Origin of the sequence: Micromonospora sp. RL09-050-HVF-A, assembly GCF_019374995.1 — a bacterium.
GTDB classification, from domain to species: domain Bacteria; phylum Actinomycetota; class Actinomycetes; order Mycobacteriales; family Micromonosporaceae; genus Micromonospora; species Micromonospora antibiotica.
The window spans coordinates 1,222,767-1,244,960 of the sequence record NZ_JAGKQP010000002.1 but is presented as its reverse complement, the minus strand read 5'-3'; the positions used below and the strand labels follow the sequence as shown (position 1 = coordinate 1,244,960).

Here is a 22,194-nt window from a genome sequence, read left to right as displayed (position 1 = left end):
GGCGAGGTGGGACGCTTCGTCCTGCGGCGGCTGCTCCAGTCGGTCGTCGTCCTGCTCGGGGTGACCCTGGTGGTCTTCCTGCTGCTGCAACTGGTCCCCGGCGACCCGGTCCGGGTCGCCCTGGGCACCCGCTTCGACCAGCAGACCTACGACGCGTTGCGGGAACGCTCCGGGTTGGACCGTCCGCTGGTGGTGCAGTACCTCAGCTACGTCGGCCACGCGCTCACCGGTGACCTCGGGGTCAGCTTCCGCAGCGGCCAGCCGGTCACCACGATCGTGCTGGAGCGACTCCCCGCCACCCTGTCCCTGGCGGTGACCGCCGTGCTCCTCGCCCTGCTGGTCGCCTTCCCGCTCGGCGTGCTCTCCGCGGTGCGCAGCGGCTCGTTCGTCGACCACGCCGCCCGGGTGTTCAGCCAGTTCGGGGTGTCCGTCCCCGACTTCTGGACGGGCATCATGGGCATCCTGCTCTTCGCCGGGGTCCTCGGCTGGCTGCCCCCGTCGGGCTACGTCGCGCTCACCGACGACCCGGCCGGCTGGGCGTCGCACGTGGCCCTGCCGGCCGCCGCCGTCGGCCTGGTCACCGCCTCCATCCTCACCCGGTTCATCCGTTCCTCGGTGCTGGAGGTGCTCGCCGAGGACTACGTGCGTACCGCCGAGGCCAAGGGGCTGCGCCGCCGGGTGGTGGTCGTCCGGCACGTGCTGCGCAACGCGCTGATCCCGGTGGTCACGGTGGTCGGGGTGCAGCTGGCCAGCCTGGTCGGCGGGGTGATCGTGATCGAGGTGCTGTTCGCCTGGCCCGGCATCGGTCGGCTCACCTACGACGCCGTGCAGGCCCGGGACTATCCGGTGCTGCAGGGTGCGGTGCTCTTCGTGGCCACCCTGTTCCTGCTGACGAACCTGCTGGTGGACGTCCTCTACGCCCGCCTCGACCCGAGGATCAGGCTGCGATGAGCGCCGACCACCCGGCGGCGACGGCCACCGAGCCGGGCACCCTGCGGCGCACGGTGACCGCGCTGCGGCACGACCCGCCGGCCGTCGCCGGCACGGTCGTCCTGCTGGTCCTGCTGGTCGTCGGACTGGCCGGGCAGTGGCTCGCGCCGGCCGGGACCAACGACGTGGACGTCGACCAGATGCTGCGCCCACCCAGCGGCGCACACCCGTTCGGCACCGACGAACTGGGCCGCGACGTGCTCAGCCGGGTGCTGGTGGCGGCCCGGGTGTCGTTGCAGGTGGGCCTGGTCAGCGTCGGCATCGCCCTGGCCGTCGGGGTGAGCGTCGGCCTGCTCGCCGGCTGGTACGGCGGCTGGGCGGACAACATCGCGATGCGGGGCATGGACGTGCTCTTCGCGTTTCCGGTCCTGCTGCTCGCGGTGGCGATCGTCGCGGTGCTCGGCCCCGGGCTGGTCACCGCGATGGTCGCCGTCGGGGTGGTCTACACCCCGATCTTCGCCCGGGTGACCCGGGCCAGCGTGCTCGCCGTACGGGAGCAGGTGTTCGTCCGGGCCGCCGTCTCCATCGGCACCTCCGACCTGCGCATCCTGCGCCGGCACGTGCTGCCCAACATCGCCGCCCCGCTGATCGTGCAGACCTCGCTGTCGCTGGCCTTCGCGATCCTGTCCGAGGCGGCGCTGTCCTTCCTCGGGCTCGGCGTCCAGCCACCCGCGCCGGCCTGGGGCCGGATGCTCTACGACGGGCGCGGGTTCGTCACCGACGCCTGGTGGTTGGGATTCTTCCCCGGCGCGGCGATCTTCCTCACCGTTCTCGCCTTCAACCTGGTCGGTGACGCGCTGCGGGACGTGCTCGACCCGCGTCAGCTCACCGTCAGCGAGGCCCGCAGGAGCAGCCGATGAACGCGCCCGTCGTACCGTCGCCCCGGGCCGCCGGGGACGCGCCGGTGCTGGCCATCGACGACCTGACGGTCACCCTCGGCACCCGCAACGGTCCCGCCCGCGCGGTCGCCGGCGTCGACTGGTCGGTGGCCCCCGGCCGGACCCTCGCCCTGGTCGGCGAGTCCGGCAGCGGCAAGAGCATGACCGTGCTCGCCGCCACCGGCCTGGCCCCGCGCTCCGCCACCGTCACCGGCCGGGTCCGGCTGCTCGGCCGGGAGTTGACCACCATGTCCGAGCCGGAGCGCCGCCGGTGGCGTGGCCGGCACGTCGGTTTCGTCTTCCAGGACCCGATGACCACCCTCAACCCGGTGTTGACCGTCGGCCGCCAGGTCACCGAGGCGTGCGAGGAGCACCTCGGGATGAGTCGGCGGCAGGCCCGGGCCCGCGCCGTCGAGCTGCTCGACCTGGTCGGCATCCCGGCCCCCGACCGCAGGGTGGACGCGCACCCGCACCAGTTCTCCGGGGGGATGCGGCAGCGGGTCGTCATCGCGATGGCCCTGGCCTGCGAACCGGAGCTGCTCATCGCCGACGAGCCGACCACCGCGTTGGACGTCACCACCCAGGCGCAGATCGTCGAGCTGGTCGCCGACCTGCGACGCCGGCTCGGCACCGCCGTCGTCTGGATCACCCACGACCTCGGGGTGGTGGCCGGGATCGCCGACACCGTCGCGGTGATGTACGGGGGCCGGATCGTCGAGCAGGGACCGGTCGACGCGGTGTTCGCCGCACCGGGGCACCCGTACACCCGGGCCCTGCTGGCCGCCCGGCCACGGCCCGGCGCGGCGGGGGAGGAGCTGGCCGCGATCCCCGGCGCGCCGCCCAGTCCGCTCGCCCTGCCGGACGGTTGCGCGTTCTGGCCCCGCTGCCCGGTCCGGGGTGACGCGCGTTGCGCACACGAACTGCCCCCGCTGACGCCGATCACCCCCGGGCACCGGGTCCGCACCTTCTATCCCCTCCCCGGCGGCCCGCCCACCGGCGGCGGCCCGCCCACGGGGGACGCCCGTCGCGTCTCCGGTGACCGCGAGCAGCTCCACCGGGAGGACCGATGAGCACCGCAACCGTCGCCGAGATCGACGATCTGACGGTCTGGTTTCCCAGCCCCGGTGGCCCACCGGTGCGCGCGGTGGACGGGGTGTCGCTGACCGTACGGGCCGGCGAGACCCTCGGCCTGGTGGGGGAGTCGGGCAGCGGCAAGTCGACCACGGGCCTGGCGCTGCTGCGGCTGGTCGACCCGACGACCGGGCGGATCAGGGTCGGTGGGCAGGACGTCACCGGGTGGTCGCGGCGCCGCCTGCGCGGGCTGCGCCGCCGGGTGGCGATGGTGTTCCAGGACCCGCAGGCGTCGCTGGACCCGCGCCTGACCGTCGGTGCGAGCATCGCCGAACCGCTGGTCGTGCACCGGTTGGCCGGCTCCGCCCACGCCCGCCGACGTCGGGTCACCGAACTGCTCGACCTGGTGGGGCTGCGACCGGAGACGGCCGGTCGGCACCCGCACGAACTCTCCGGTGGCCAGCGTCAGCGGGTCGGGATCGCCCGCGCGCTGGCCGGTGAACCCGACCTGATCGTCCTCGACGAACCGATCGCGTCGCTCGACCTGAGCGTGCAGGCACAGATCATGAACCTGCTACGCCGGCTGCAACGGGACCTCGGGTTGACCTACCTGTTCATCGCGCACGACCTGGCCGCGGTGGAACACCTCAGTGACCGGATCGCGGTGATGTACCTGGGGCGGATCGTGGAGACGGGCACCCCCGCGCAGCTCTGGCGGGAGCCGGCGCACCCGTACACGGCGGCGTTGCTGTCGGCGGTCCCGGTGGCCGATCCCCGGGTGGAGCGCGACCGGCGGCGGATCATCCTCAGTGGTGAACTGCCCAGCCCGACCGACCCGCCGAGCGGCTGCCGGTTCCGGACCCGCTGCCCGCAGGCGCGTGCCGCCTGCGCCGGGACCGACCCGCCCATGGTCGAGGTGGCCCCCGGCCACCGTGTCGCCTGCCTCTACGCCGGGGAGGCGGTCCGGGCCATGGGTGCCGATCCGCCCCCGGTCACCGGGGCGCCCCGCTGACGAGGCGGTGGGTGCTCGGACCGGACGGATCCGGCACGGCCGACGGTCAGGCGCGGACGCCCGCCGACGGTCAGGCGGCCCGCGCCGGTAACGGTACGGCGGTGCGGGGCACCCCTTCCCCCCGTCGCCGCCCGCCGGTCGTCGGCCGGCGGCCGGTCGGTACGCCGGTCCCGCGCGAGGGCAGCGGCACGACGACGCCACCCGGGCCCGGCAACCCGGGGTCGACGGGTCGGGCGGCGGACCCGCCGGGCACCCCCGCCCACCGGTCGTCCCGCGTCGAGCCGGCGCGCGGTCGCCCGATGGCGGTGCCCGGCATCAGACCGGCCGGCGGCAGACCCGTCGGGCCGGCTGCGATCAGCATGAACCCTGGTTCCGGGCAGCCCACGACCCCCGGTCGGGGCCCGCCGCCCCCGGGAAGGACGACCCCCGGTCGCGGCCCGCCGCCGTCGGAAAGGACGGCCACCGGCCCCGGACCGGCGGTGGCGGGGCCCGCGACTGCCGGTCGGGGCCCGCCGGTCCTGCTCCCGGTGGCGGATGCGGCGGTGCCGGCGGGGAGCGGAGCGTGGTGGGGGGCGGCCGCCTGCCATCGGGCTTCCCGACCGTGCGGCGAGCTGACCGTGGCCGGGACCGGCCCGGGGTGGCCGACCGGCCGGTCGGCCCGACCGACCAGCCGGTACCGGTGCGGTGCCGGGTCCCGGCCGGCCGGGCGACGCCGGTCCGCCGGTCGACCCCGGCCCGTCGGATGCTCTGCGCGCGCCGGGCCGTCCCGGTCCGCCGGACGGCCCCGGCGGACCGGGTGGCCTCGGTCCGCCGGGCGAACTCGGCGCGCAGCATCCGGGGCAGCCGGTCGTACGCACAGCGGCGCAGGGCGGGGTCGACGATGACGTGCCCGCCGTGGGAACCGGACCGGACCAGCCCGGCGTCGGTGAGTCGACGCAACGCCTGCGCCGCCCGGCCCGCCGCCCAGCCGAGCAGCACGTCGACCGCCGATGCGGCGAACTCCCCGTCGAGGGTCGCCGCGGCCATCAGGACCGCCCGGTGCGGGCCGTCACACCGGTCCAACCGGGCGGCGGCGCGACGTCGCAGCGGTTCGGGCAGGGGCGGCTCGGTCGGGCGCACCGACGGGTCACCGGTCGGGAGCGCCGACGCGTGGACGTAGGCGGTTGCGTAACCGGGACGGCCGGCGACCAGCGGCACCATCCGGGCGGCCGACGTGACCGGCTGACCGGCGTGGGCGAGCAGCAGGCGCAGCAACCGGCCGCTGTGGAGGGTGCCCAGCGGCGCCAACTCCACCCGGTGGTGTCCGCCCGCCGGCGCGGGGACGTGGTCCGCCCGGTCGGGTCGGTGGGTGGCCAGCACCGCCAGCGGCAGTCCCCGGGCGGTCGCGGCGGCGAACAGCGAGTGCAGGAAGTGGCCCAGTTCGGGGGCCGCCCGGTCCAGGTCGTCCACGCCGACCACCACCGGCCGGCGGGCAGCCAGGGCGAGCAGCACCCGGCGCACCGCCGCCGCCCCGGCGACCGCCGACCGGTCCGGCGCGTCCAGCAGCGCGGTGAGCGCCGCCACCGTCGCCGGGACCTGACCCGCCGGGACCAGTCCGTCGACCAGGGCGGCCAGCCGTGCCGCGACGGTCCCCGCCGCGTCGTCGGCCGGCCGCCCCAGCAGGTCCCGCAGCAGCTCCGCGACCGGCCCGAACACCTGCTCCGGGTACGGCGGGCAGTGCCCCACCGCCCAGCGCACCGGCGTGCCGTCGACCGCCGGCAGCCGGTGGCGCAGCTCGGCCAGCAGCCGGCTGCGGCCGATGCCGTCCGGGCCGACCAGGGCCACCCACCGTGGACGGTGTTCCCGGGCGACCCGGGTGAGCTGTTCGACGGCGGTCGCGAGTTCACGGCGTCGGCCGACCAGCGGACCGTGGTGGCGGGGCGGGCGCGGGTTCGCCGTGCGGGTGACCTGCCAGACGTCGACCGGCCGGGCCTTGCCGGTGAGCGCTGCGGGGGCGAGGGCGTGCTGCTCGACCAGGCCGGCGGTGGCCCGGTGGGTCGCCGCGCAGACGACCACGCCGCCCGGCGGGGCGTACTCCTGGATGCGGGCGGCGGTGGTGAGGACCGCGCCGGAGGCCATGCCGTGGCCACCGTCGCGGGCGGCGGCCAGGTCGACCACCGCCTCGCCGGTGGCGACACCCACCCGGACCCGCAGCGTCACCCCACCGGGCAGCTCCCGGCGCTCCAGCGCGGCCTGGATCTCCAGGGCGGCCCGCACCGCCCGGTAACCGTCGAGACCATCGGAGGTACGCGCCCCGAACAACGCCATCACCGCGTCGCCGACGTACTTCTCCACCGTGCCCTGCCAGCGGCGCAGCACCCCGGCGACGGTGTCGAAGTAGGCGGACTGCACCGCCCGGACGTCCTCCGGGTCGAGCCGTTCGGTCAGCGCGGTCGAGCCGACGATGTCGGCGAAGAGCACGGTCAGCGTTCGGCGTTCCTGCGGGACCGGCCAGGGCGTCGTGGTGACGTCTTCCCGACCGGTACCGACCGTGGACAGTGGCATCCCACCCACCCTTCCTCCGCAGTGGTCTGATGACTTCCGGAGAGTGTCACCACCGGTAGGACGGGGGATCTGCCGAACGACGTATGTCGGCGGGCGACCACCTTTAGTCGCAAACTCGACGCGAGAGGTACCAGAGACGAATCAAGCCCGTAGAACGGTGCGGGGACCTGTGACTAGGCTGCGGACATGGCCAGCGAAGTGGACAGCGCGCCGCTCGTCGGCCGTGCCGACCAGCTGGCGACGCTGCGCGCCGCGCTCCACGACGACATCGGCCCCGGGCAGACCGCCGCCGTCTTCGTCACCGGGGAGAGCGGGGTGGGTAAGACCCGGCTCCTGACCGAGGCTGCGGCACGGCTGCGGGACGCGGGAGCGGTGGTGCTCACCGGCTCCTGCCTGGACATCGGCGACGCCTCCCCGCTGCATCCGGTGCTCCAGGCGTTGCGCCGCTTCGACGCCGACCTCACCGCCGCGCAGGCCCGCACCTCCTCGGCGGTACGCGGACTGCTGCGGACCTTCGCCGAGGACAGCAGCGGCGCGGACAGCGCCGGGGCGCTGCTGGAACGGGTCTCCCGGGGGTTGAGCCTGATCGCCGAGGGCCGGCCGCTGGTGCTCGTCCTCGACGACCTCCAGTGGGTGGACCGGACCACCCGGCAACTGCTGCTCTACCTGCTCGCCGGCCTGGGTGACCTGCAACTGTCGGTGCTGGCGGCGGTGCGGGCCGAGTCGTTGCAGGGGGCCCATCCACTGCGCCGGGTGCTCACCGAGCTACGCCGGCTGCGGTCGGTACGGGTGCTCGACCTGGCCCCGCTCGACCGGGCCGACACCGACCGGTTGGCGGGCGAGATCGTCGGCACACCCCTCGCCCCGGAAGCCGCCGACCAGGTCTGGCAGCGCAGCGGCGGCAACCCGTTCGTGGTCGAGGAGTTGGCCCGTGACCTGCGTGACGGCCGCGACGGGCTGTCCGACACGCTGCGGGAGATCTTCCTGTCCCGGGTGGACGTGCTGCCCCGGCAGGCGCACGCGGCGGTGCACGCGGTGGCCGCCGGGGTCGAGCCGGTCGAGCACTGGCTGCTGGCCGAGGTGCTCGGGCTGCCCGAGCCGGAACTGATCGAGGCGCTGCGGGAGGCGGTGGCCCACCGGCTGCTCGTCGGCGCGGACGACGGCTACCGGCTGCGGCACCGGCTGGTCGCCGAGGTGCTCGCCCACGAACTGCTCCCGGCGGAGCGCGCCGGCCTGCACCGCCGCTACGCGGAGGCGCTCACCCAGGCCCCGGCGGAGCTGCACCAGGCCCGGCTGGCCCATCACTGGCGGCTGGCCGGCGAGCCCGCCCGGGCCCTGCCGGCGGCGATGGCCGCCGCCCGGGAGGCGCAACGGCTGCACGGTTTCGCCGAGGCGCACCGGCACTGGTCGGCGGCGTTGCAGCTGGCCGCGACCCCGACCAGCGGGCCGGGGGCGTACCGCCCGAGGTCGACCGGGCGGTGCTGCTCGAACACGCCGCCGAGACCGCCCACCAGAGCGGCGAGCACGCCCGGGCGTTGTCCCTGCTGGCCGAGCTGGCCGGGGGTGAACCGCTCGATCCGTCCTGCGGGTTGCGCATCCGGCGGGCCCGCTACCTGGCCGCCGCCGGCCGGTCCGCGCCCGCCGAGGCGGAGTACCGGGGGGTGTTGGAGTCCGTCGACTGCACCGCGGGGGAACGGGCCGCCGCCGCCGCCCAACTGGCCCATCTGCTGGTGCTCCAGGGCCGCTACGCCGACGCCGGTCAGCGCGCCCGGGAGGCCCTGGAGTTGGCCGCGACGGTCGACGGGAGCACCAACTCGGTGGTGCTGGCCAGCGCGGCGCTCGGCTTCAGCGAGGCGTTCCTGGAGGACCCGGACTCGGGCCTGGCCGTGGTCCGCCGGGCCCTGGAGACCGCCGAACGTTCCGGTGGCCCGGAGGACGTGGCCTGCGCGTACCTGCACCTGGCAGAGTTGCTGACCGGGCCGCTGAACATCCTGGAGGAGGGGGTGGTGGTGGCCCGCCGGGGTGCCGAGCGGGTCGCCGAGCTGGGCCTGGGCCGCACCTACGAGACCCGGTTGCTGGCCATCGCCACCAACGGGCTGTTCCGGGTCGGCCAGTGGGCGGAGGCGGAGAAGGTCGTCGCGGCGGCGCTGCGGCACCGCCCGTCCGGGGCCGACGCGGTGGAGCTGCTGCTGGCCCGCTGCCGGCTCTCCGTCGGGTACGGCGACGTCGAGGCGTCCGACCGGGACCTGGAGGCGGTGGCGACGATGCTCGCCGGTGGCGGTGCGCCCCGGCACGTCCTGCCGATGCTGATCCTGCGGGCCGGGCTGGCGATGTGGCAGGGCCGGCACGATGTGGCCCGGCAGGCCGTGCAGCGGGGAATGACCGAGAGCCGCTCCGACGACGTGGTGCTGCTGGGCACGCTGGCCTGGCACGGGCTGCGCGCGGAGGCGGAGGCGCACGCGAGCCGTACCGTGGCGGTGGACCCGACGGCGGTGCGGCGGCTGCGCGACGCGGTCGACCGGGTGACGGCCAAGAGCGCGACGGCGGCCGGGCCGGTACGGGTCGTCGCCGACGGGTTCCTGGCGCTGTGCACGGCCGAGCTGACCCGGCTCGACGGCCGGGGTGACCCGGACGCCTGGGCCCGTTCGGCAGCCGAGTGGGACAAGCGTAACCACCCCTACCCGGCGGCCTACTCGCGGTTGCGCCAGGCTGAGGCGTTGCTGGCCCGGCGTGGTCGCAGCAACGCCGCCGGCACGTTGTTGCGACAGGCCCACGAGATGGCGTTGAGCCTGGGGGCGGTGCCGTTGACCAGCGAGATCAGGACGCTGGCCGGCCGGGCGCGGGTGGAGCTGACCGACCGTGCCCAACCCACCGGGGTCGACCGCCGGCAGGGCCGTGCCCGGTCGACCGGGGTGGGGCACCGCCGGCCCGCGGGGTCGGGGTCGGTCACCGTCGTAGCCGGGCCGGTCGTCGACGAGCTGACCACGCTGACCGCGCGGGAACGCGAGGTGCTCGCCGCGGTGGCCGAAGGTCTGACGAACAAGGAGATCGGCCAGCGGCTGTTCATCAGCGAGCGGACCATCGGGGTGCACGTGTCGCACATCTTCGACAAGCTCCAGGTGCGCACCCGGGTCCAGGCCAGCGCCATCCACCTGCGGAACCGGGGCGAGTGAGCGTACGTACGGCGCGGTCGAATACGTCGTTCTACTGATCCCGCGCCCGGTCGACGCTGCCAGGCTGTCCCTCGTCAACGACGGCACGGCGCTGCCCCGACCACTGTGGAGGAGACATGACGGAACCGGTCTGGGGCCCCGTCCACGTGGACATCGTCGATCTGCTCGCCGACCATCCGGAGGACGTCCCGGCGGTGGTCGACCACCTCACCAAACTTCAGGACCTGCTGGTCCGGCTACCGCCGTTGGAGGGCAGCTGCCCGCTGGCCGACTTCAACCGGCTCTACCTGACCATCACCAGCCGGGTGCTGGAGGGGCTCTACGACGACTACTTCGCGGACCCGGTGTTCCTGTCCCGGCTGGACGTGGAGTTCGCCGCCCGCTACTTCGACGCGATGCGGCTGTGGACCGAGTCGAGCCCGACCACCCCGCGCGCCTGGTCGTGCCTGTTCAAGCGGATGAAGGGACCGGACGCCCGGCCGTTGCCGTCGGCGGCGGCGGGAGTGAACGCGCACATCAACTTCGACCTGCCGTTCGCCCTGGTGACCACGTTCGACCACCTGGAGTCCGAGCCGGTGGACGGCACCGAACAGCACCGTGACTATCTCAAGATCAACGATATCTTCGCCGACAAGATCCCGTCGCTGCGGCGGGGCTACCTGGAGCGGTGGCAACTGCTGATCGACATGCTCAACGGCGACATCGACGACTGGTACCAGGGCGAACTGGTCGAGTACACCCGGGACGTGGCCTGGCGCAACGCGCAGAAGATCTGGCGCTGCCGGCACGACCCGCAGGCCCGAGACGGCGAGCGCGCGCGGCTGGACGACAACGCCGCGGCGCTCGGCCGGCTGCTGCTCTCACCGCTGGGGGCGTTCCTGCAGTAGCAGCCGGGACGGGGGGTCCCCGCGCGCCGGGAAACCGGCGCGCGGGGACGCGTCCGTTCGACCAGGATGGCCGGGTGAGCCCGATCGAACAACCGCTGCCCGGCAACGTCACCACCGGTGTGGTCCGCATCGGCGACACCGTCCGCCGGCCGGTCGGCCCGTGGACCGACGCCGTCGACGCCCTGCTGACCCACCTGCACGACGTCGGTTTCGACGGTGCGCCCCGCCCGCTGGGCCGCGACGACCAGGGCCGCCAGGTGCTGGAGTACGTGCCGGGGGAGCTGGGTCACCCCTCGGGTCTCTACCGCACGGCGGAACTGGCCTCGATCGGCCGGCTGCTGGCCGACCTGCACCGCGCGGTCGCCGACTTCACGCCCCCCGGGCCGGCCCGCTGGCAGGTGCCGATCCGACCCGACGGCGCGGACCTGCTCTGCCACCACGACGCGGCACCGTGGAACCTGGTCCGCGCCCCACGCGGCTGGGTGCTGATCGACTGGGACGGCGCAGGGCCGGGCACCCGCCGCTGGGAGTTGGCGTACGCCGCCCAGGCGATGGCCGGGATGCGCCCCGACCGGCCGGTCGCGGAGTCGGCCCACCGGCTGCGCACCCTCGTCGACGGGTACGACCTACCGGCGGCGGAGCGTCCCGCGCTCGCCGCGACCCTCGCCCCCCGGGCCCGGGCGATGTACGACCTGCTGTGCGCCGGGGCCCGCGACGGCGTGCAGCCGTGGGCCCGGATCCACGCCGAGGACGGCCCCTACTGGCGCTCCGTCGCCGACCACCTGGGCACCCACGTCGAGGACTGGACCCGCGCCCTGGAATGACCCGGCGGGCGGCATCCGGGGCGGCCGTCTCGCACGGTGGGCGGGCGGCCCTCGGGCGGCCCCACCGGTTCGGCCCGTTCGGGTGTCGGGCCACGCGCGCGGGGTACCCGTCGGTCATGCCCGTACAACGGTTCGCCTTCCGGTTCGACCCCGGGTTCCGGGTTCCGCTGGCGCTGCTCGGCATCCGTCCGCAGACCTGCGCCGTGCTGCTCGACGACGAGGAACTGGTGATCCGGTTCGGCCGCTGGCAGCTGCGGACCGGGCGGGGGAACGTGGTCGACGTGCAGCGCAGTGGGCCGTACCGCTGGTGGCGGGCGGTCGGGCCGCACCTGTCCCTGGCCGACCGGGGGGTGACCTTCGGTACCGGCACCACGGCCGGGGTGTGCCTGCGCTTCGGCACACCGGTGTCGGGGCTGGCCCCCGGCCGGTGGCTGCGCCATCCGGCGGCCACGGTCACGGTGACCGACCCGGCGGCCCTGTTGGCGGCCCTGCGCCGCGTGCCGGCCGGCCATCCCCGCCGCACCTGACTACCCGCCCGGTGGCCGCGCCCGGCTCCCGACCGACCATCCACCCGGTTCGGCCGGCAGGCCCCGACCCGACAGTCCTGCCCTGACCGCCCTGACCGCCCTGACCCGGCCCGGCCCTGCCCGGCCCGGTTTGCCCGGTCTGCCGGCCCGGCCCGCCCGGGTAGCGTCGCCGGGCCGGTCCGCCCGGCTTCCCCTGTTCTGGCCGGTGGGGGCCGGTTCAGCGCCTACCGTCGGGTCAGGGCCTACGAGGGCGGTCGGGGGATGGCGGACGGGCGGGACGGGGCGCGGGAGCGGCGGACCCGGGAACGGCGGGGGAGCACGCCGCCGCCGGGGCATGGGCGGGCGCTGCGCGAGGCACGGGCCGCCGGGCAGGGCGAACGCACCCGGCCGGGACCGGTGGGGCTCCCGGAGTGCGTGGACAGCCATGCCCGGCCGGCGCAGCCCGGTGGCGCGTTGCGCCGGTGGCTGTTCGCGTACCGGGTGCAGCCGGTCGGCCCGGAGACCGAGGAGGGTAGCCAACGCCGGCACCCCTGGTGGCAGGTGATGTGCCTGACCGGGGTCGACTACTTCTCCACCCTGTCCTACCTGCCGGGCATCGCGGCGCTCGCCGCCGGGGCGCTCTCCCCGCTGGCCACCCTGCTGATCGTGGCGCTCACCCTGCTCGGGATGCTGCCGATGTACCGGCGGGTGGCCCGGGAGAGCCCACACGGGCAGGGGTCGGTGGCGATGCTGGAGCGGCTGCTGCCGTTCTGGCGGGGCAAACTGTTCGTGCTGGTGCTGCTCGGCTTCGTCGCCACCTCCTGGATCATCACGATCACGCTCTCCGCCGCCGACGCGACGGTGCACCTGTTGGAGAACCCGTACCTGCCGTCGTCGGCACCGCACGGTGACGGGGTGGCCGTGCTGGTCACGGTGGCGCTGCTGCTCGTCCTCGGTGGGGTCTTCCTGCTCGGGTTCAGCGAGGCGGTGCTGGTGGCCGTACCGTTGGTGGTGGTCTTTCTCGGTCTCAACGCGGTGGTGGTGGCCGTCGGTCTGGCCGAGATCGCCGCCGATCCGGGCACCGTGCGGGACTGGACGGCGGCCCTGACCGCCGGGGGTTCCGGGGTGGGGGATCTGCTCGGCCCGGCGGTGCTGGCCTTCCCGCTGCTGGTCCTGGGCCTGTCCGGCTTCGAGACCGGGGTGAGCATGATGCCCCTGGTACGCGGGGCCGGCGCGGACCGCGAGCAGCGGTTGGCCGCCCGGATCCGCAACACCCGCCGGCTGCTCACCGCCGCCGCGCTGATCATGTCGGGGTACCTGCTGACCACCACCTTCGTCACCACCGTGCTGATCCCGCCCCGGGAGTTCCAGCCGGGTGGCGCGGCGAACGGCCGGGCGCTGGCCTGGCTGGCCCACGCCCGCCTCGGCGAGGGGTTCGGCACCGTCTACGACATCAGCAGCGTGTTGATCCTCTGGTTCGCCGGGGCGTCGGCGATGGCCGGCCTGATCAACATCGTGCCGCGCTACCTGCCGTCGTACGGGATGGCGCCGGAGTGGGGTCGGGCGGTCCGACCGGTGGTGCTGGTCTACACCCTGATCAGCATCGTCATCACCGTCGCCTTCCGGGCCGACGTCAACGCCCAGGCCGGCGCGTACGCCACCGGCATCCTGGCGATGATGGTCTCCGGGGCGGTGGCGGTGACCATCGCGACCCTGCGGGCCCGGCACCGGTTCGCCGCGTCCGGCTTCGCCGTGCTGACCGCGGTGCTGCTCTACGCGCTGGTCGAGAACGTCATCGAGAAGCCGGACGGGATCGCCATCTCCGGGTTGTTCATCGCCGGCATCGTCGTGGTCTCGCTGGTCTCCCGGATCACCCGCACCACCGAGCTACGGGCCGAGCGGATCGACTTCGACGGGCCGGCCCGGCGGTTCGTCGCCGAGTCACTGGCCCACGACGGTCGACTGCACCTGATCGCCAACAAGCGGGACACCGGCGCGCTCAAGGAGTACCGGGTCAAGGAGCGGGTCCAGCGGGGCATGAACCCGGTGCCGGGCGCCTCCGACGTGCTCTTCCTGGAGATCGACGTGGTGGACCCGTCGGAGTTCAGCCGGGTGCTGCGGGTGCACGGGGTCGAGGTGGGCGGTTTCCGGGTGCTGCGGGCCAGCAGCCCGGCGGTGCCGAACGCGATCGCCGCGATCCTGCTGGCGTTGCGCGACGGTACCGGCGTCCGACCACACGCCCACTTCGAGTGGTCCGAGGGCAACCCGCTCGCCCACCTGCTGCGTTACCTGATCCTCGGTCGGGGCGACACCCCACCCGTGGTCCGCGAGATCATCCGCAAGAGTGAACCCGACCCTTCCCGCCGCCCCGGCATCCACGTGGGCGGCTGACCCACCCCCTCCCGCCGCCCCTCTCCCCCCTCCCTCCCTCCCTCCCTCCCGTGATCAAGAGCTTTGCGTCAGGTGATCAAGAGGTATACGTCAGAAAACCCTGTCGGCGTGACGTAAACCTCTTGATCACCGGCCTGGGGTGGCCTGGGGCGCTTGGGGCGGCTTGGGGTGGGCGGAGGTGGGGGCGGGAGGTGGGGGTAGTGGGGTAGGCTCCTAGGATGGTTTAGGGGTTGGGTGGGGGGTTTCAGGGCGGGGGTGGGTGGGGGGTGATCTGGAGCGGACATGATGCGGCCCGCGCCCCGAGGGGTGGGCGCGGGCCGGGGTGCGACGGTTTACTTCGACGGCTCGGGGAGCTTGCAGTCGATCTTCGGGTTGGCGCCGATGTAGTTGAGCGGCCCGGCCACGATGGTCACCAGGATGGTGCCGGCCTCGGCACAGTTGGTGTCATCGTTTCCGTAATAGCCTCGCTGACCAGCGGCGATGGCGCCGATGACCAGCCAGATGACGACGATGACTCCGAGGATCGACGAACCGCGCATGGGGGTGCCTCCCGGCTTGTGTTGTGTTCGAGGTGACGCCCATGTACCCACCGGCCGGGACCGGATAAACGGTATTCCGGAACGGTCAGCGCGATGATGCTGGATTCTCCGGCGATCGACCCGACGCGACGGTGGTCGGTGACCCCCACCCAGCCGGCTGAAGGTCGACCCGGCACCGGGGACGCCCGTGCGGCTGGGCACTGTGGAAGTCCACGGGTTTCGGCGCGGTGCCGCGTCTGGTGCGGTCGCGCGACCGCAGGAGCCGGGGTTCAGGCCGAATCGCGGGGTTCCGGCCGAAAACGCGACAGGGCCGGCGGGTGCGCATGACGCCCGCCCACCGGCCCTGTCGGGTGAGCTGGATCAGTCCCGGGTGTCGCCACCGGTCGGCGTGGGCAGCACCCGCTCGGCCTCGGCACCCGCACCGGCCAGCACCTTCGCCTGCTGCGGCCAGGTGGCCAGGCTCGCGGTGGCGCGCAGTCCGGCGGCGCGGATCGTCTCCCGCAGGCCCGTCTCGTCGAGCGCGGCGAGCTGCTGGTAGGTGTGGATGCCGGCGGACTGGAGCGCGGCGGCCATCTTCGGGCCGACACCCTGGATGCGACGGAAGTCGTCCGCCGACCCGCCCTGGGTGGGGGAGGCGTCCGACAGCGGGGCGGCTGCCGGGACCGGAGTGTCCTCTGCGGCGGGGGCGGTGTCCTCGACGGAGGTGCGCTGCGCCGGGACCGCCGGCGCGACGGCCACGGGGGCGGTGTCCACGTCGTCCGCGCCCGACAGGTCCGGGTCCGGCACGCTCGCCGGCATCGTCGACTCCCCGTCCGCCACGGTGGCGACCTGCGTGGCCGGCTCAGCGGCGACCGGCTCGATGGCCGGCTCAGCGGCGACCGATTCGATGGCCGGCTCGGCCACGGCCGGTTCGGCGGCCGGTTCGGCGGCGGCCGGCTCGATGGCCGGTTCGGCGGGCTGCGTGGTCTCGGCGCTCGGAGCCGCGAGCGGGTCGGCCCCGGTCTCCGTGCTGCTCGCGGCCGGGCCGTCCGGGTCGACCGTGGTCGGCTGCGGCAGCGCGGTCGCCGTACCCGGGGTGTCGGGGGTGTCCTCGACGGTCGCCCGGGGCGCGGGGACCGGCGCGACGGTCTCGTCGGCGTCGGTGCTCGCGGGCTTCTCGTCCGAGACGGTACGACCGGTCAGGTCGGCGGTGGTCGACTCGTCGTCGATGTCGGCCAGCGGGGCGGACCGCTCGGCGGCGATCGTGGTGGGCGTGCCGTCGACGGCGGTGATGGCGTGCTCGTCGACGGTCGAGTCGGCGGTCGAGATCGTCGAGGCGGTCGAGTCGGCGGTCGAGTCGGCGGTCAGGGTGGTCGAGTCGGTGGCCGGGGCGGCGTGGTCGGTGTCCGGCGCGGTGTGCGGGGTGGGCTGGTCCACGACGGCGGCGGGGGCCGGGGAGGTGTCGACCGTGGCGATCGGGCGCGGTGTGTCGATCGTGGCGGCGGCGGCCTTCTCCTCGGCGGAGAGCCCGACGACCGGGTCACCCTCCACGATGGGCGAGGTGGCGGCCGGCTTCTGCCGTCCCCACAGCGCCCAGCCTCCGCCCAGGCCCACCAGCAGGGCCAGGATCACGATCAGCCATTGCCCGAAAGTCGACGGCACGGCTACCTCCCTATTGCGTATGTCGTTGAAGTCGCGAGGAAAACGCGAAGACCCGCCGCAGCTTTGCACACGCGAATGTCGGACGACAGGGAGGACCGCCCCTCGTTGCGCAGGTGAAATGACCGGTGTCGGGCGGTGGCGACGTCACGACACGGTGTCGCCGTCGCCGTACCCACCGGTGGTGGTGACCGGGCCCGGTGGTGGCCCGAGGCGGTGTCCGCGCTGCTCAGCGCAGGGCCTCCGGGCTGGGGGCGTCGGAGACGTCCCAGCTGTAGAAGCAGCCGGCCGGCGCGTCCCGGGGGGAGCGCCAGGTCGGCAGGTACGCCGAGGTGTGCGCCGACAACCGCTCGTTGGTCCGTTGGTAGAGCGGGTGGTTGTACGCGGTGACCAGGGTGTCCAGGTCGACCTCGGTGGTCTCCATCAGGTGTACGCACAGGTCGTGCAGGCGGTAGAGGGAGCGGTGGCGCAGCCCGGTGAGTCCGGGCAGTTCGGTGGCATCGGATTCGGCGAAGATCTGGGCGACCCGCCCCTCCGCGCCGGGAATGATCCTGCTGACGATCACCAGACGGCTCATCGGACCCCTCTCGCCGGTGGTGCGCCCCGATCGGTCCAGGGCTCTCGGTGGATCCACCCTGGCGCAGGAGGTGTCACCTGGTCGTCACACCGTTCGTCCGGATCGTGACGGCGGGCCGCCGGGGTGCGGCGGGTGGCCTGCCGGATGGGGGCGAGGGTCTCGTCGACCAGGGCGCACATCGTGGGGGAGGGTTCCAGGCGCAGTTCCCGCATGAGCAGGTCCCGGTAGACGTAGAAGGCGTGTACCGCCTCGAACGCGTTGCCCTCGGCGAGGTGGATGCGTACCACCAGGCGGTGTGGTGTCTCGCGCAGCGGCTCGGCGGCCATCGCCGCCAGGGCGGCCTGCAACGCCTCGCCGTGCCGGCCGGCGTCGAGGTGGTCGACGGCGAGCTGTTCCAGCATGTGCAGGCGGAGTTGGCGCAGTCGTTCCCGGTCCAGCAGCACCCAGTCGTCGTACCAGCCGGGGAGCAGGTCACGGCTGCCGGCGGCGAGCGCGACGGCGGTGGTGCGCGGGTCGTCCCCGTCGCGGACCCGGGCCGCGGTGGCGACGAGGTCGTCCACGTCGAGGCGGACCGTCGGGTCGAGGCGGACGGTGTCTCCGCTGATCAGTAGCGGGCAGCAGGGGTCCTGGCGCAGCCGCCACAGTGCGGTGCGCAGCGACGACAACGCCCGTTCCTCGGGCACCTCGGGCCAGAGCAGGCCGGCGAGGTTGCTGCGGGTGGCGCCGGGGCGCAGGCCGATCACGGCGATCACCCGTTGCAGCCCTCGGGGGACCACCACCGGGTGGTCGCCGTGCAGCAGCCGGAAGCCGCCGAGCAGGTGCAGGCGTACCGGTGGGTCGGCCGGGACGTCACTGGTCGGCGTGCTGGCATGACCGGTCACGGCGCACCCCCTGCACGCAAGCCTGGGTCCAGATCGTCCGGTGTCCCGACGCGGTCGGTCGTGACGCGGTGGCCGGGTCGCTTCGCTGTGCTGCCGGACCCGCCGTTCCCACCGGACCGGCCGGCACGAACACTACCAATGTGATTACTCTCAGTCAACAATAGTGTAGGTATCGTGACTGGGCGATATTGCCTCTGAACTGCGAACCTCCATCACAATGGACAGCTCTCGCATAGCCGATACACAGCCTGCGTCAACGCAACGTCACCACTTTGTGGGGGTGTCGCGGGTCGGCGGGTGACGCCCGGGTGACGGGCCCGGCCGGAAGGTGACGGCTACCGGGGTGAGCCGCCCGGTGGAGGAGGACCCGAGATGACCGTCACCCATGGCACGGCACTCACCAGTGAGATCACCGAGATCCTGGTGACCCGGTGCGGCCTCGACGCCGCCGCCGCCGCCCGCGCGCCCGCCGCCAGCCTGGAGGAACTGGGCATGGACTCGCTGGCCCTGCTGGAGCTGTCCGCCGTGGTCGCCGACCGCTGGCGGGTACGCATCCCCGAGCAGGCCGGGCAGCTCAGCATCGGCGGTGTGGCCGACCTGGTGGCCGCCGCCGGGCCGGCCGGGCACACCGAGAACAGCATCCTCATCGCCGCCCCGCTGCCGCTGGTCTGGGAGATCACCAACGACGTGGCGCGCTGGACGGACCTGTTCACCGAGTACGCCGTGGTGGAGATCCTGCACCGCGACGGGGACACGGTGCGGTTCCGGCTCACCATGCACCCCGACGAGAACGGCGTCGCGTGGAGCTGGGTCAGCGAGCGCACCACCGATCCGGCGACCTGGCAGGTGCGGGCCCGCCGGGTGGAGACCGGTCCGTTCGAGTACATGCGGATCCACTGGTACTACGACACGGAGCCTGCGGGCACCCGGATGACCTGGGTGCAGGACTTCGCGATGAAGCCGACCGCCCCGGTGGACGACGCGGCGATGACCGAGCGGATCAACACCAACAGCCGGGTGCAACTGGCCGTGATCAAGGAACGGATCGAGCGGGCGTACGCGGGAGGCGGCGATGAGTGAGGTCACCACCGGACTGGTCGCCGCCCGGGACGTGCCGGCCGACCGGCGGCGCGGCGGGGAACTGCGGGTGCTGCTCGGCCCGCGTACCGTCGGCAGCACCTCCGGGTTCATGGGGGTGGTGACGGTGGACCCCGGTGACCGGGTGGCCGAGCACTACCACCCGTACAGCGAGGAGTTCCTCTATCTCGTGCGCGGCACGATCACCGTCGACCTGGACGACGTGCCGGTGCCGTTGGCCGCCGGGGAGGCGCTGTTCGTGCCGCGCAACGTGCGGCACCGGCTGCGTAACACCGGCGACGTCGCCGCCGAGGTGGTCTTCCACCTCGGCCCGCTCGCCCCCCGCCCGGAACTCGGCCATGTCGACACCGAGCTGGTCGAGCAGCGGGGCCCGTCGTGACCGGCCGCCGCGTGGTGGTGACCGGTGTCGGGGTGGTCGCCCCGGGCGGCGTCACCCGGGACCGGTTCTGGAAGACCCTCACCGAGGGGCGCACGGCCACCCGGCGGATCAGTTTCTTCGACCCGTCGCCGTACCGGTCGCAGATCGCCGCCGAGTGCGACTTCGACCCGGACGCCGCCGGGCTCACCCCGGCGCAGCGGCAACGCTCCGACCGGTACGTGCAGTTCGCGCTGGCCTGCGCGGCGGAGGCGCTGGCCGACAGCGGGCTCGACCTGACCGACGCCGAGCGGGACGTCGCCGGGGTGGTGCTGGGCACCGCCGTCGGCGGCACCACCGCCCTGGAGCAGGAGTACGTCCGGGTCAGCGACTCGGGTCGGCACTGGCTGGTCGACCACGCCCTCGGTGGGCCGTACCTCTATCAGGCGCTGGTGCCGAGCAGCCTCGCCGCCGACGTGGCCTGCCGGCACGGGCTGCACGGCCCGGCGCAGGTGGTCTCCACCGGCTGCACCTCCGGCATCGACGCCATCGGGTACGCCCACCAGCTCGTCGTCGACGGGGAGGCGGACATCGTGCTGGCCGGTGCCGCCGACTCGCCGATCTCCCCGGTCACCGTCGCCTCGTTCGACGCGATCCGGGCGACCAGCCCGGACAACGACGACCCGGGGCACGCCAGCCGACCCTTTGACGCCCACCGGCAGGGTTTCGTGCTGGCCGAGGGGGCCGCGGTGCTGGTGCTGGAGGAGTGGGAGCATGCCCGGCGGCGCGGCGCGCACGTCTACTGCGAGGTCGCCGGTTACGGCAGCCGCAGCAACGGTTTCCACATGACCGGGTTGCGACCTGACGGGGTGGAGATGGGGTTGGCCATCGCGGCGGCACTGCGGCAGGCCCGCCTCGACCCGTCGGCGGTCTCCTACGTCAGCGCGCACGGGTCCGGGACCCGGCAGAACGACAGGCACGAGACGGCGGCGTTCAAGCGGGCCCTCGGCCCGACGGCGTACCGGGTGCCGGTCAGCTCGATCAAGTCGATGGTCGGGCACTCGCTGGGCGCGATCGGCGCCATCGAGATGGCCGCCTGCGCCCTGGCCATCGAGTACGGCGTGGTGCCGCCGACGGCCAACTGGACCACCCGGGACCCGGAGTGCGACCTGGACTACGTGCCGAACGTGGCCCGGGAGACCCCGGTCGACGTGGCGTTGTCGGTGGGCAGCGGGTTCGGTGGCTTCCAGTCCGCGATGCTCTTCCGTCGGCTGGCGGTGACGCGGTGACGCGCTCCGCTGCCGGGGTGACCGCTGCCGGTTCCGGCCCGCCCCGGGCGACCGCCCCCGGTGACCCGGACGGGGACCGGCGGGCGGTGGTGACCGGGATCGGGGTGGTCGCGCCCAGCGGCATCGGCGTGGACGCGCACTGGCGGACGGTGACCGGGGGCGTCCGGCGGACCGGGCCGATCACCCTGTTCGACCCGACCGGCTACCCCACCCGGGTCGGCGGCGAGGTCCCCGACTTCCACCCGGCCGCGTACGTGGACACCCGGCAGCTCGTGCAGACCGACCGGTGGACCCAGCTCGGCTTCGCCGCGACCGCGTTGGCGCTCGCCGACGCCGGACTGCCCGCCCGCGCCCCCGACCCGTACGACTGGGCGGTCACCCTGGCCAGTTCGTCGGGGGGGAACCTGTTCGGGCAGCGGGAGCTGCAACGGCTCTGGGGCGGGTCGAGCCGCACCGTCGGGGCGTACCAGTCGATCGCCTGGTTCTATGCGGCAAGCGTCGGGCAGTTGTCCATCCACCACCAGTTCAAGGGACCGTCGGGGGTGCTGGTCGCCGAGGCCGCCGGTGGGCTGGACAGCCTCGCGCACGCGGTACGCACCATCCGGCGGGGCACGTCGGTGGTGATCGCCGGGGCGACCGAGTGCCCGCTGAGCCCGTACGCGTTGGCCTGTCAGCTCCGCTCCGGGCTGCTCAGCGCCGTCGACGAGCCGGCGGCGGCGTACCGGCCGTTCGACCGGGTGGCCGGCGGGTACGTGCCGGCCGAGGGGGGTGCGGTCTTCGTGGTGGAGGAGCGGGAGCACGCCCTGGCCCGGGGTGCCCGGATCTACGGGGAGGTGACCGGCTGGGCGGCCACCCACGACGCGGTGCACACCGGCCCGGACACCGCCGGCGACCCGGCGACGTACGCGCGGGCGATGCGACTGGCGCTGGCCCGCGCCGGCAGCACCGCCGACGAGGTGGACCTGGTCGTGCCCGACGCCCTCGGGGTGCCCCGCTACGACCGCAGTGAGGCGACGGCGCTGCGGGCGGTCTTCGGTGACCGGCCGCCGCCGGTGAGCACCCACAAGTCGTTGACCGGTCGGGCCCACCAGGGCGGGTCGGCCCTGGACGTGGCGACCGCGCTGCTCGCCTTCCACCGCGACACGCTGCCCGCCTCGGCCGGTCCGGTCGATCCGGCCCCGGGTTGCGAGCTGGACTTCCTGCGGGCCCCGCGTCGGCCTGTCAGTCGGGTGGCGCTGGTCTGTGCGCGTGGCTTCGACGGGTTCAACAGCGCGCTGGTGTTGCGGGGTGCCGTCCCACGACCGAGGAGCGCCACCGACTGATCACTGTGCGTCACTTCCGGGGGTGTGCCCGGCGGCAGGGACCTGTCGCCGGGCACACCTCCGTCCGCATCCGCCGGTGCCGCCTGCGGTGCCCGGTCCACCGTCCATGATGACCGGTGCTGACCAGGGGTGGGGCGTCGTCGGGCTGCCTGGTTCCACATCGGATCGGCGGGCACGGCGATGCCGCCGGCGGTGTCCCGGGTCGGCGTACGCGCCCGA

General features: G+C 74.2%; 16 protein-coding genes and 2 pseudogenes. 13 read left to right on the top strand and 5 right to left on the bottom strand.

The window, feature by feature from the left end:
• Window positions 1-6: 6 nt before the first annotated feature.
• The 4 genes and pseudogenes from J7462_RS05800 (at window position 7) to J7462_RS05785 (ending at window position 3,951) form a co-directional block, all read left to right on the top strand.
• A complete protein-coding gene (locus tag J7462_RS05800) occupies window positions 7-951 on the top strand; it encodes an ABC transporter permease (RefSeq protein ID WP_219462450.1) in 945 nt (314 codons plus the stop codon).
• Window positions 948-1,850 (top strand): ABC transporter permease, encoded by a 903-nt coding sequence (locus J7462_RS05795; protein WP_219462447.1) that lies wholly within the window; start codon window positions 948-950, stop codon window positions 1,848-1,850. The genes J7462_RS05800 and J7462_RS05795 overlap by 4 nt, the downstream gene beginning before the upstream one ends.
• Window positions 1,847-2,842, top strand: a pseudogene (locus tag J7462_RS05790) (ABC transporter ATP-binding protein); the annotation flags it as partial. The gene J7462_RS05795 and the pseudogene J7462_RS05790, both read left to right, overlap by 4 nt.
• A 92-nt stretch (window positions 2,843-2,934) precedes the next feature.
• The gene (locus J7462_RS05785) at window positions 2,935-3,951 is read left to right on the top strand and encodes an ABC transporter ATP-binding protein (protein ID WP_219462443.1); all 1,017 of its coding nucleotides are present in this window, start codon (window positions 2,935-2,937) and stop codon (window positions 3,949-3,951) included.
• Between the two features lie 354 nt (window positions 3,952-4,305).
• Here J7462_RS05785 and J7462_RS05780 read toward each other — a convergent pair whose 3' ends face one another.
• A complete protein-coding gene (locus tag J7462_RS05780) occupies window positions 4,306-6,495 on the bottom strand; it encodes an AAA family ATPase (RefSeq protein WP_255597597.1) in 2,190 nt (729 codons plus the stop codon).
• Between the two features lie 186 nt (window positions 6,496-6,681).
• On the opposite strand from J7462_RS05780, the pseudogene J7462_RS33565 reads away from it, so the two are divergent.
• The 5 genes and pseudogenes from J7462_RS33565 to J7462_RS05755 all read left to right on the top strand — a co-directional run bounded on the left by J7462_RS33565 (window position 6,682) and on the right by J7462_RS05755 (window position 14,276).
• Window positions 6,682-9,668, top strand: a pseudogene (locus J7462_RS33565) (helix-turn-helix transcriptional regulator).
• Window positions 9,669-9,784: 116 nt separating this feature from the next.
• The gene (locus tag J7462_RS05770) at window positions 9,785-10,555 is read left to right on the top strand and encodes a DUF5995 family protein (protein WP_219462441.1); all 771 of its coding nucleotides are present in this window, start codon (window positions 9,785-9,787) and stop codon (window positions 10,553-10,555) included.
• 74 nt (window positions 10,556-10,629) lie between these two features.
• A complete protein-coding gene (locus tag J7462_RS05765; protein WP_219462439.1) occupies window positions 10,630-11,379 on the top strand; it encodes a phosphotransferase in 750 nt (249 codons plus the stop codon).
• Between the two features lie 116 nt (window positions 11,380-11,495).
• Window positions 11,496-11,906: a hypothetical protein gene (locus J7462_RS05760; protein WP_219462437.1), complete on the top strand. Its 411-nt coding sequence runs from the start codon at window positions 11,496-11,498 to the stop codon at window positions 11,904-11,906.
• A gap of 261 nt (window positions 11,907-12,167) precedes the next feature.
• A complete protein-coding gene (locus J7462_RS05755; protein ID WP_255597596.1) occupies window positions 12,168-14,276 on the top strand; it encodes an amino acid transporter in 2,109 nt (702 codons plus the stop codon).
• Between the two features lie 332 nt (window positions 14,277-14,608).
• Here J7462_RS05755 and J7462_RS05750 read toward each other — a convergent pair whose 3' ends face one another.
• The 4 genes from J7462_RS05750 to J7462_RS05735 all read right to left on the bottom strand — a co-directional run bounded on the left by J7462_RS05750 (window position 14,609) and on the right by J7462_RS05735 (window position 17,911).
• Window positions 14,609-14,815: a hypothetical protein gene (locus J7462_RS05750; protein WP_145919792.1), complete on the bottom strand. Its 207-nt coding sequence runs from the start codon at window positions 14,813-14,815 to the stop codon at window positions 14,609-14,611.
• Between the two features lie 360 nt (window positions 14,816-15,175).
• Window positions 15,176-16,456 carry a hypothetical protein gene (locus J7462_RS33560; RefSeq protein ID WP_374197503.1) on the bottom strand — a complete coding sequence of 427 codons (1,281 nt, stop codon included), beginning with the start codon at window positions 16,454-16,456 and terminating at the stop codon, window positions 15,176-15,178.
• Window positions 16,457-16,682: 226 nt separating this feature from the next.
• Window positions 16,683-17,030: a TcmI family type II polyketide cyclase gene (locus J7462_RS05740; RefSeq protein WP_208566516.1), complete on the bottom strand. Its 348-nt coding sequence runs from the start codon at window positions 17,028-17,030 to the stop codon at window positions 16,683-16,685.
• Window positions 17,027-17,911: a BTAD domain-containing putative transcriptional regulator gene (locus J7462_RS05735; protein ID WP_219462436.1), complete on the bottom strand. Its 885-nt coding sequence runs from the start codon at window positions 17,909-17,911 to the stop codon at window positions 17,027-17,029. Before J7462_RS05735 ends, J7462_RS05740 begins: the two co-directional genes overlap by 4 nt.
• 372 nt (window positions 17,912-18,283) lie before the next feature.
• Between J7462_RS05735 and J7462_RS05730 the strand changes: the two genes are divergently transcribed.
• The 4 genes from J7462_RS05730 (at window position 18,284) to J7462_RS05715 (ending at window position 21,975) form a co-directional block, all read left to right on the top strand.
• Window positions 18,284-18,991 carry an SRPBCC family protein gene (locus J7462_RS05730; RefSeq protein ID WP_208566514.1) on the top strand — a complete coding sequence of 236 codons (708 nt, stop codon included), beginning with the start codon at window positions 18,284-18,286 and terminating at the stop codon, window positions 18,989-18,991.
• Entirely contained in the window at window positions 18,984-19,388 is a 405-nt protein-coding gene (locus tag J7462_RS05725; RefSeq protein ID WP_219462433.1) for a cupin domain-containing protein, read from the top strand. Before J7462_RS05730 ends, J7462_RS05725 begins: the two co-directional genes overlap by 8 nt.
• Window positions 19,385-20,653 (top strand): beta-ketoacyl synthase, encoded by a 1,269-nt coding sequence (locus J7462_RS05720; RefSeq protein ID WP_219462431.1) that lies wholly within the window; start codon window positions 19,385-19,387, stop codon window positions 20,651-20,653. The genes J7462_RS05725 and J7462_RS05720 overlap by 4 nt, the downstream gene beginning before the upstream one ends.
• Window positions 20,654-20,739: 86 nt before the next feature.
• A complete protein-coding gene (locus J7462_RS05715; protein WP_308291097.1) occupies window positions 20,740-21,975 on the top strand; it encodes a beta-ketoacyl synthase N-terminal-like domain-containing protein in 1,236 nt (411 codons plus the stop codon).
• Window positions 21,976-22,194: the final 219 nt, after the last annotated feature.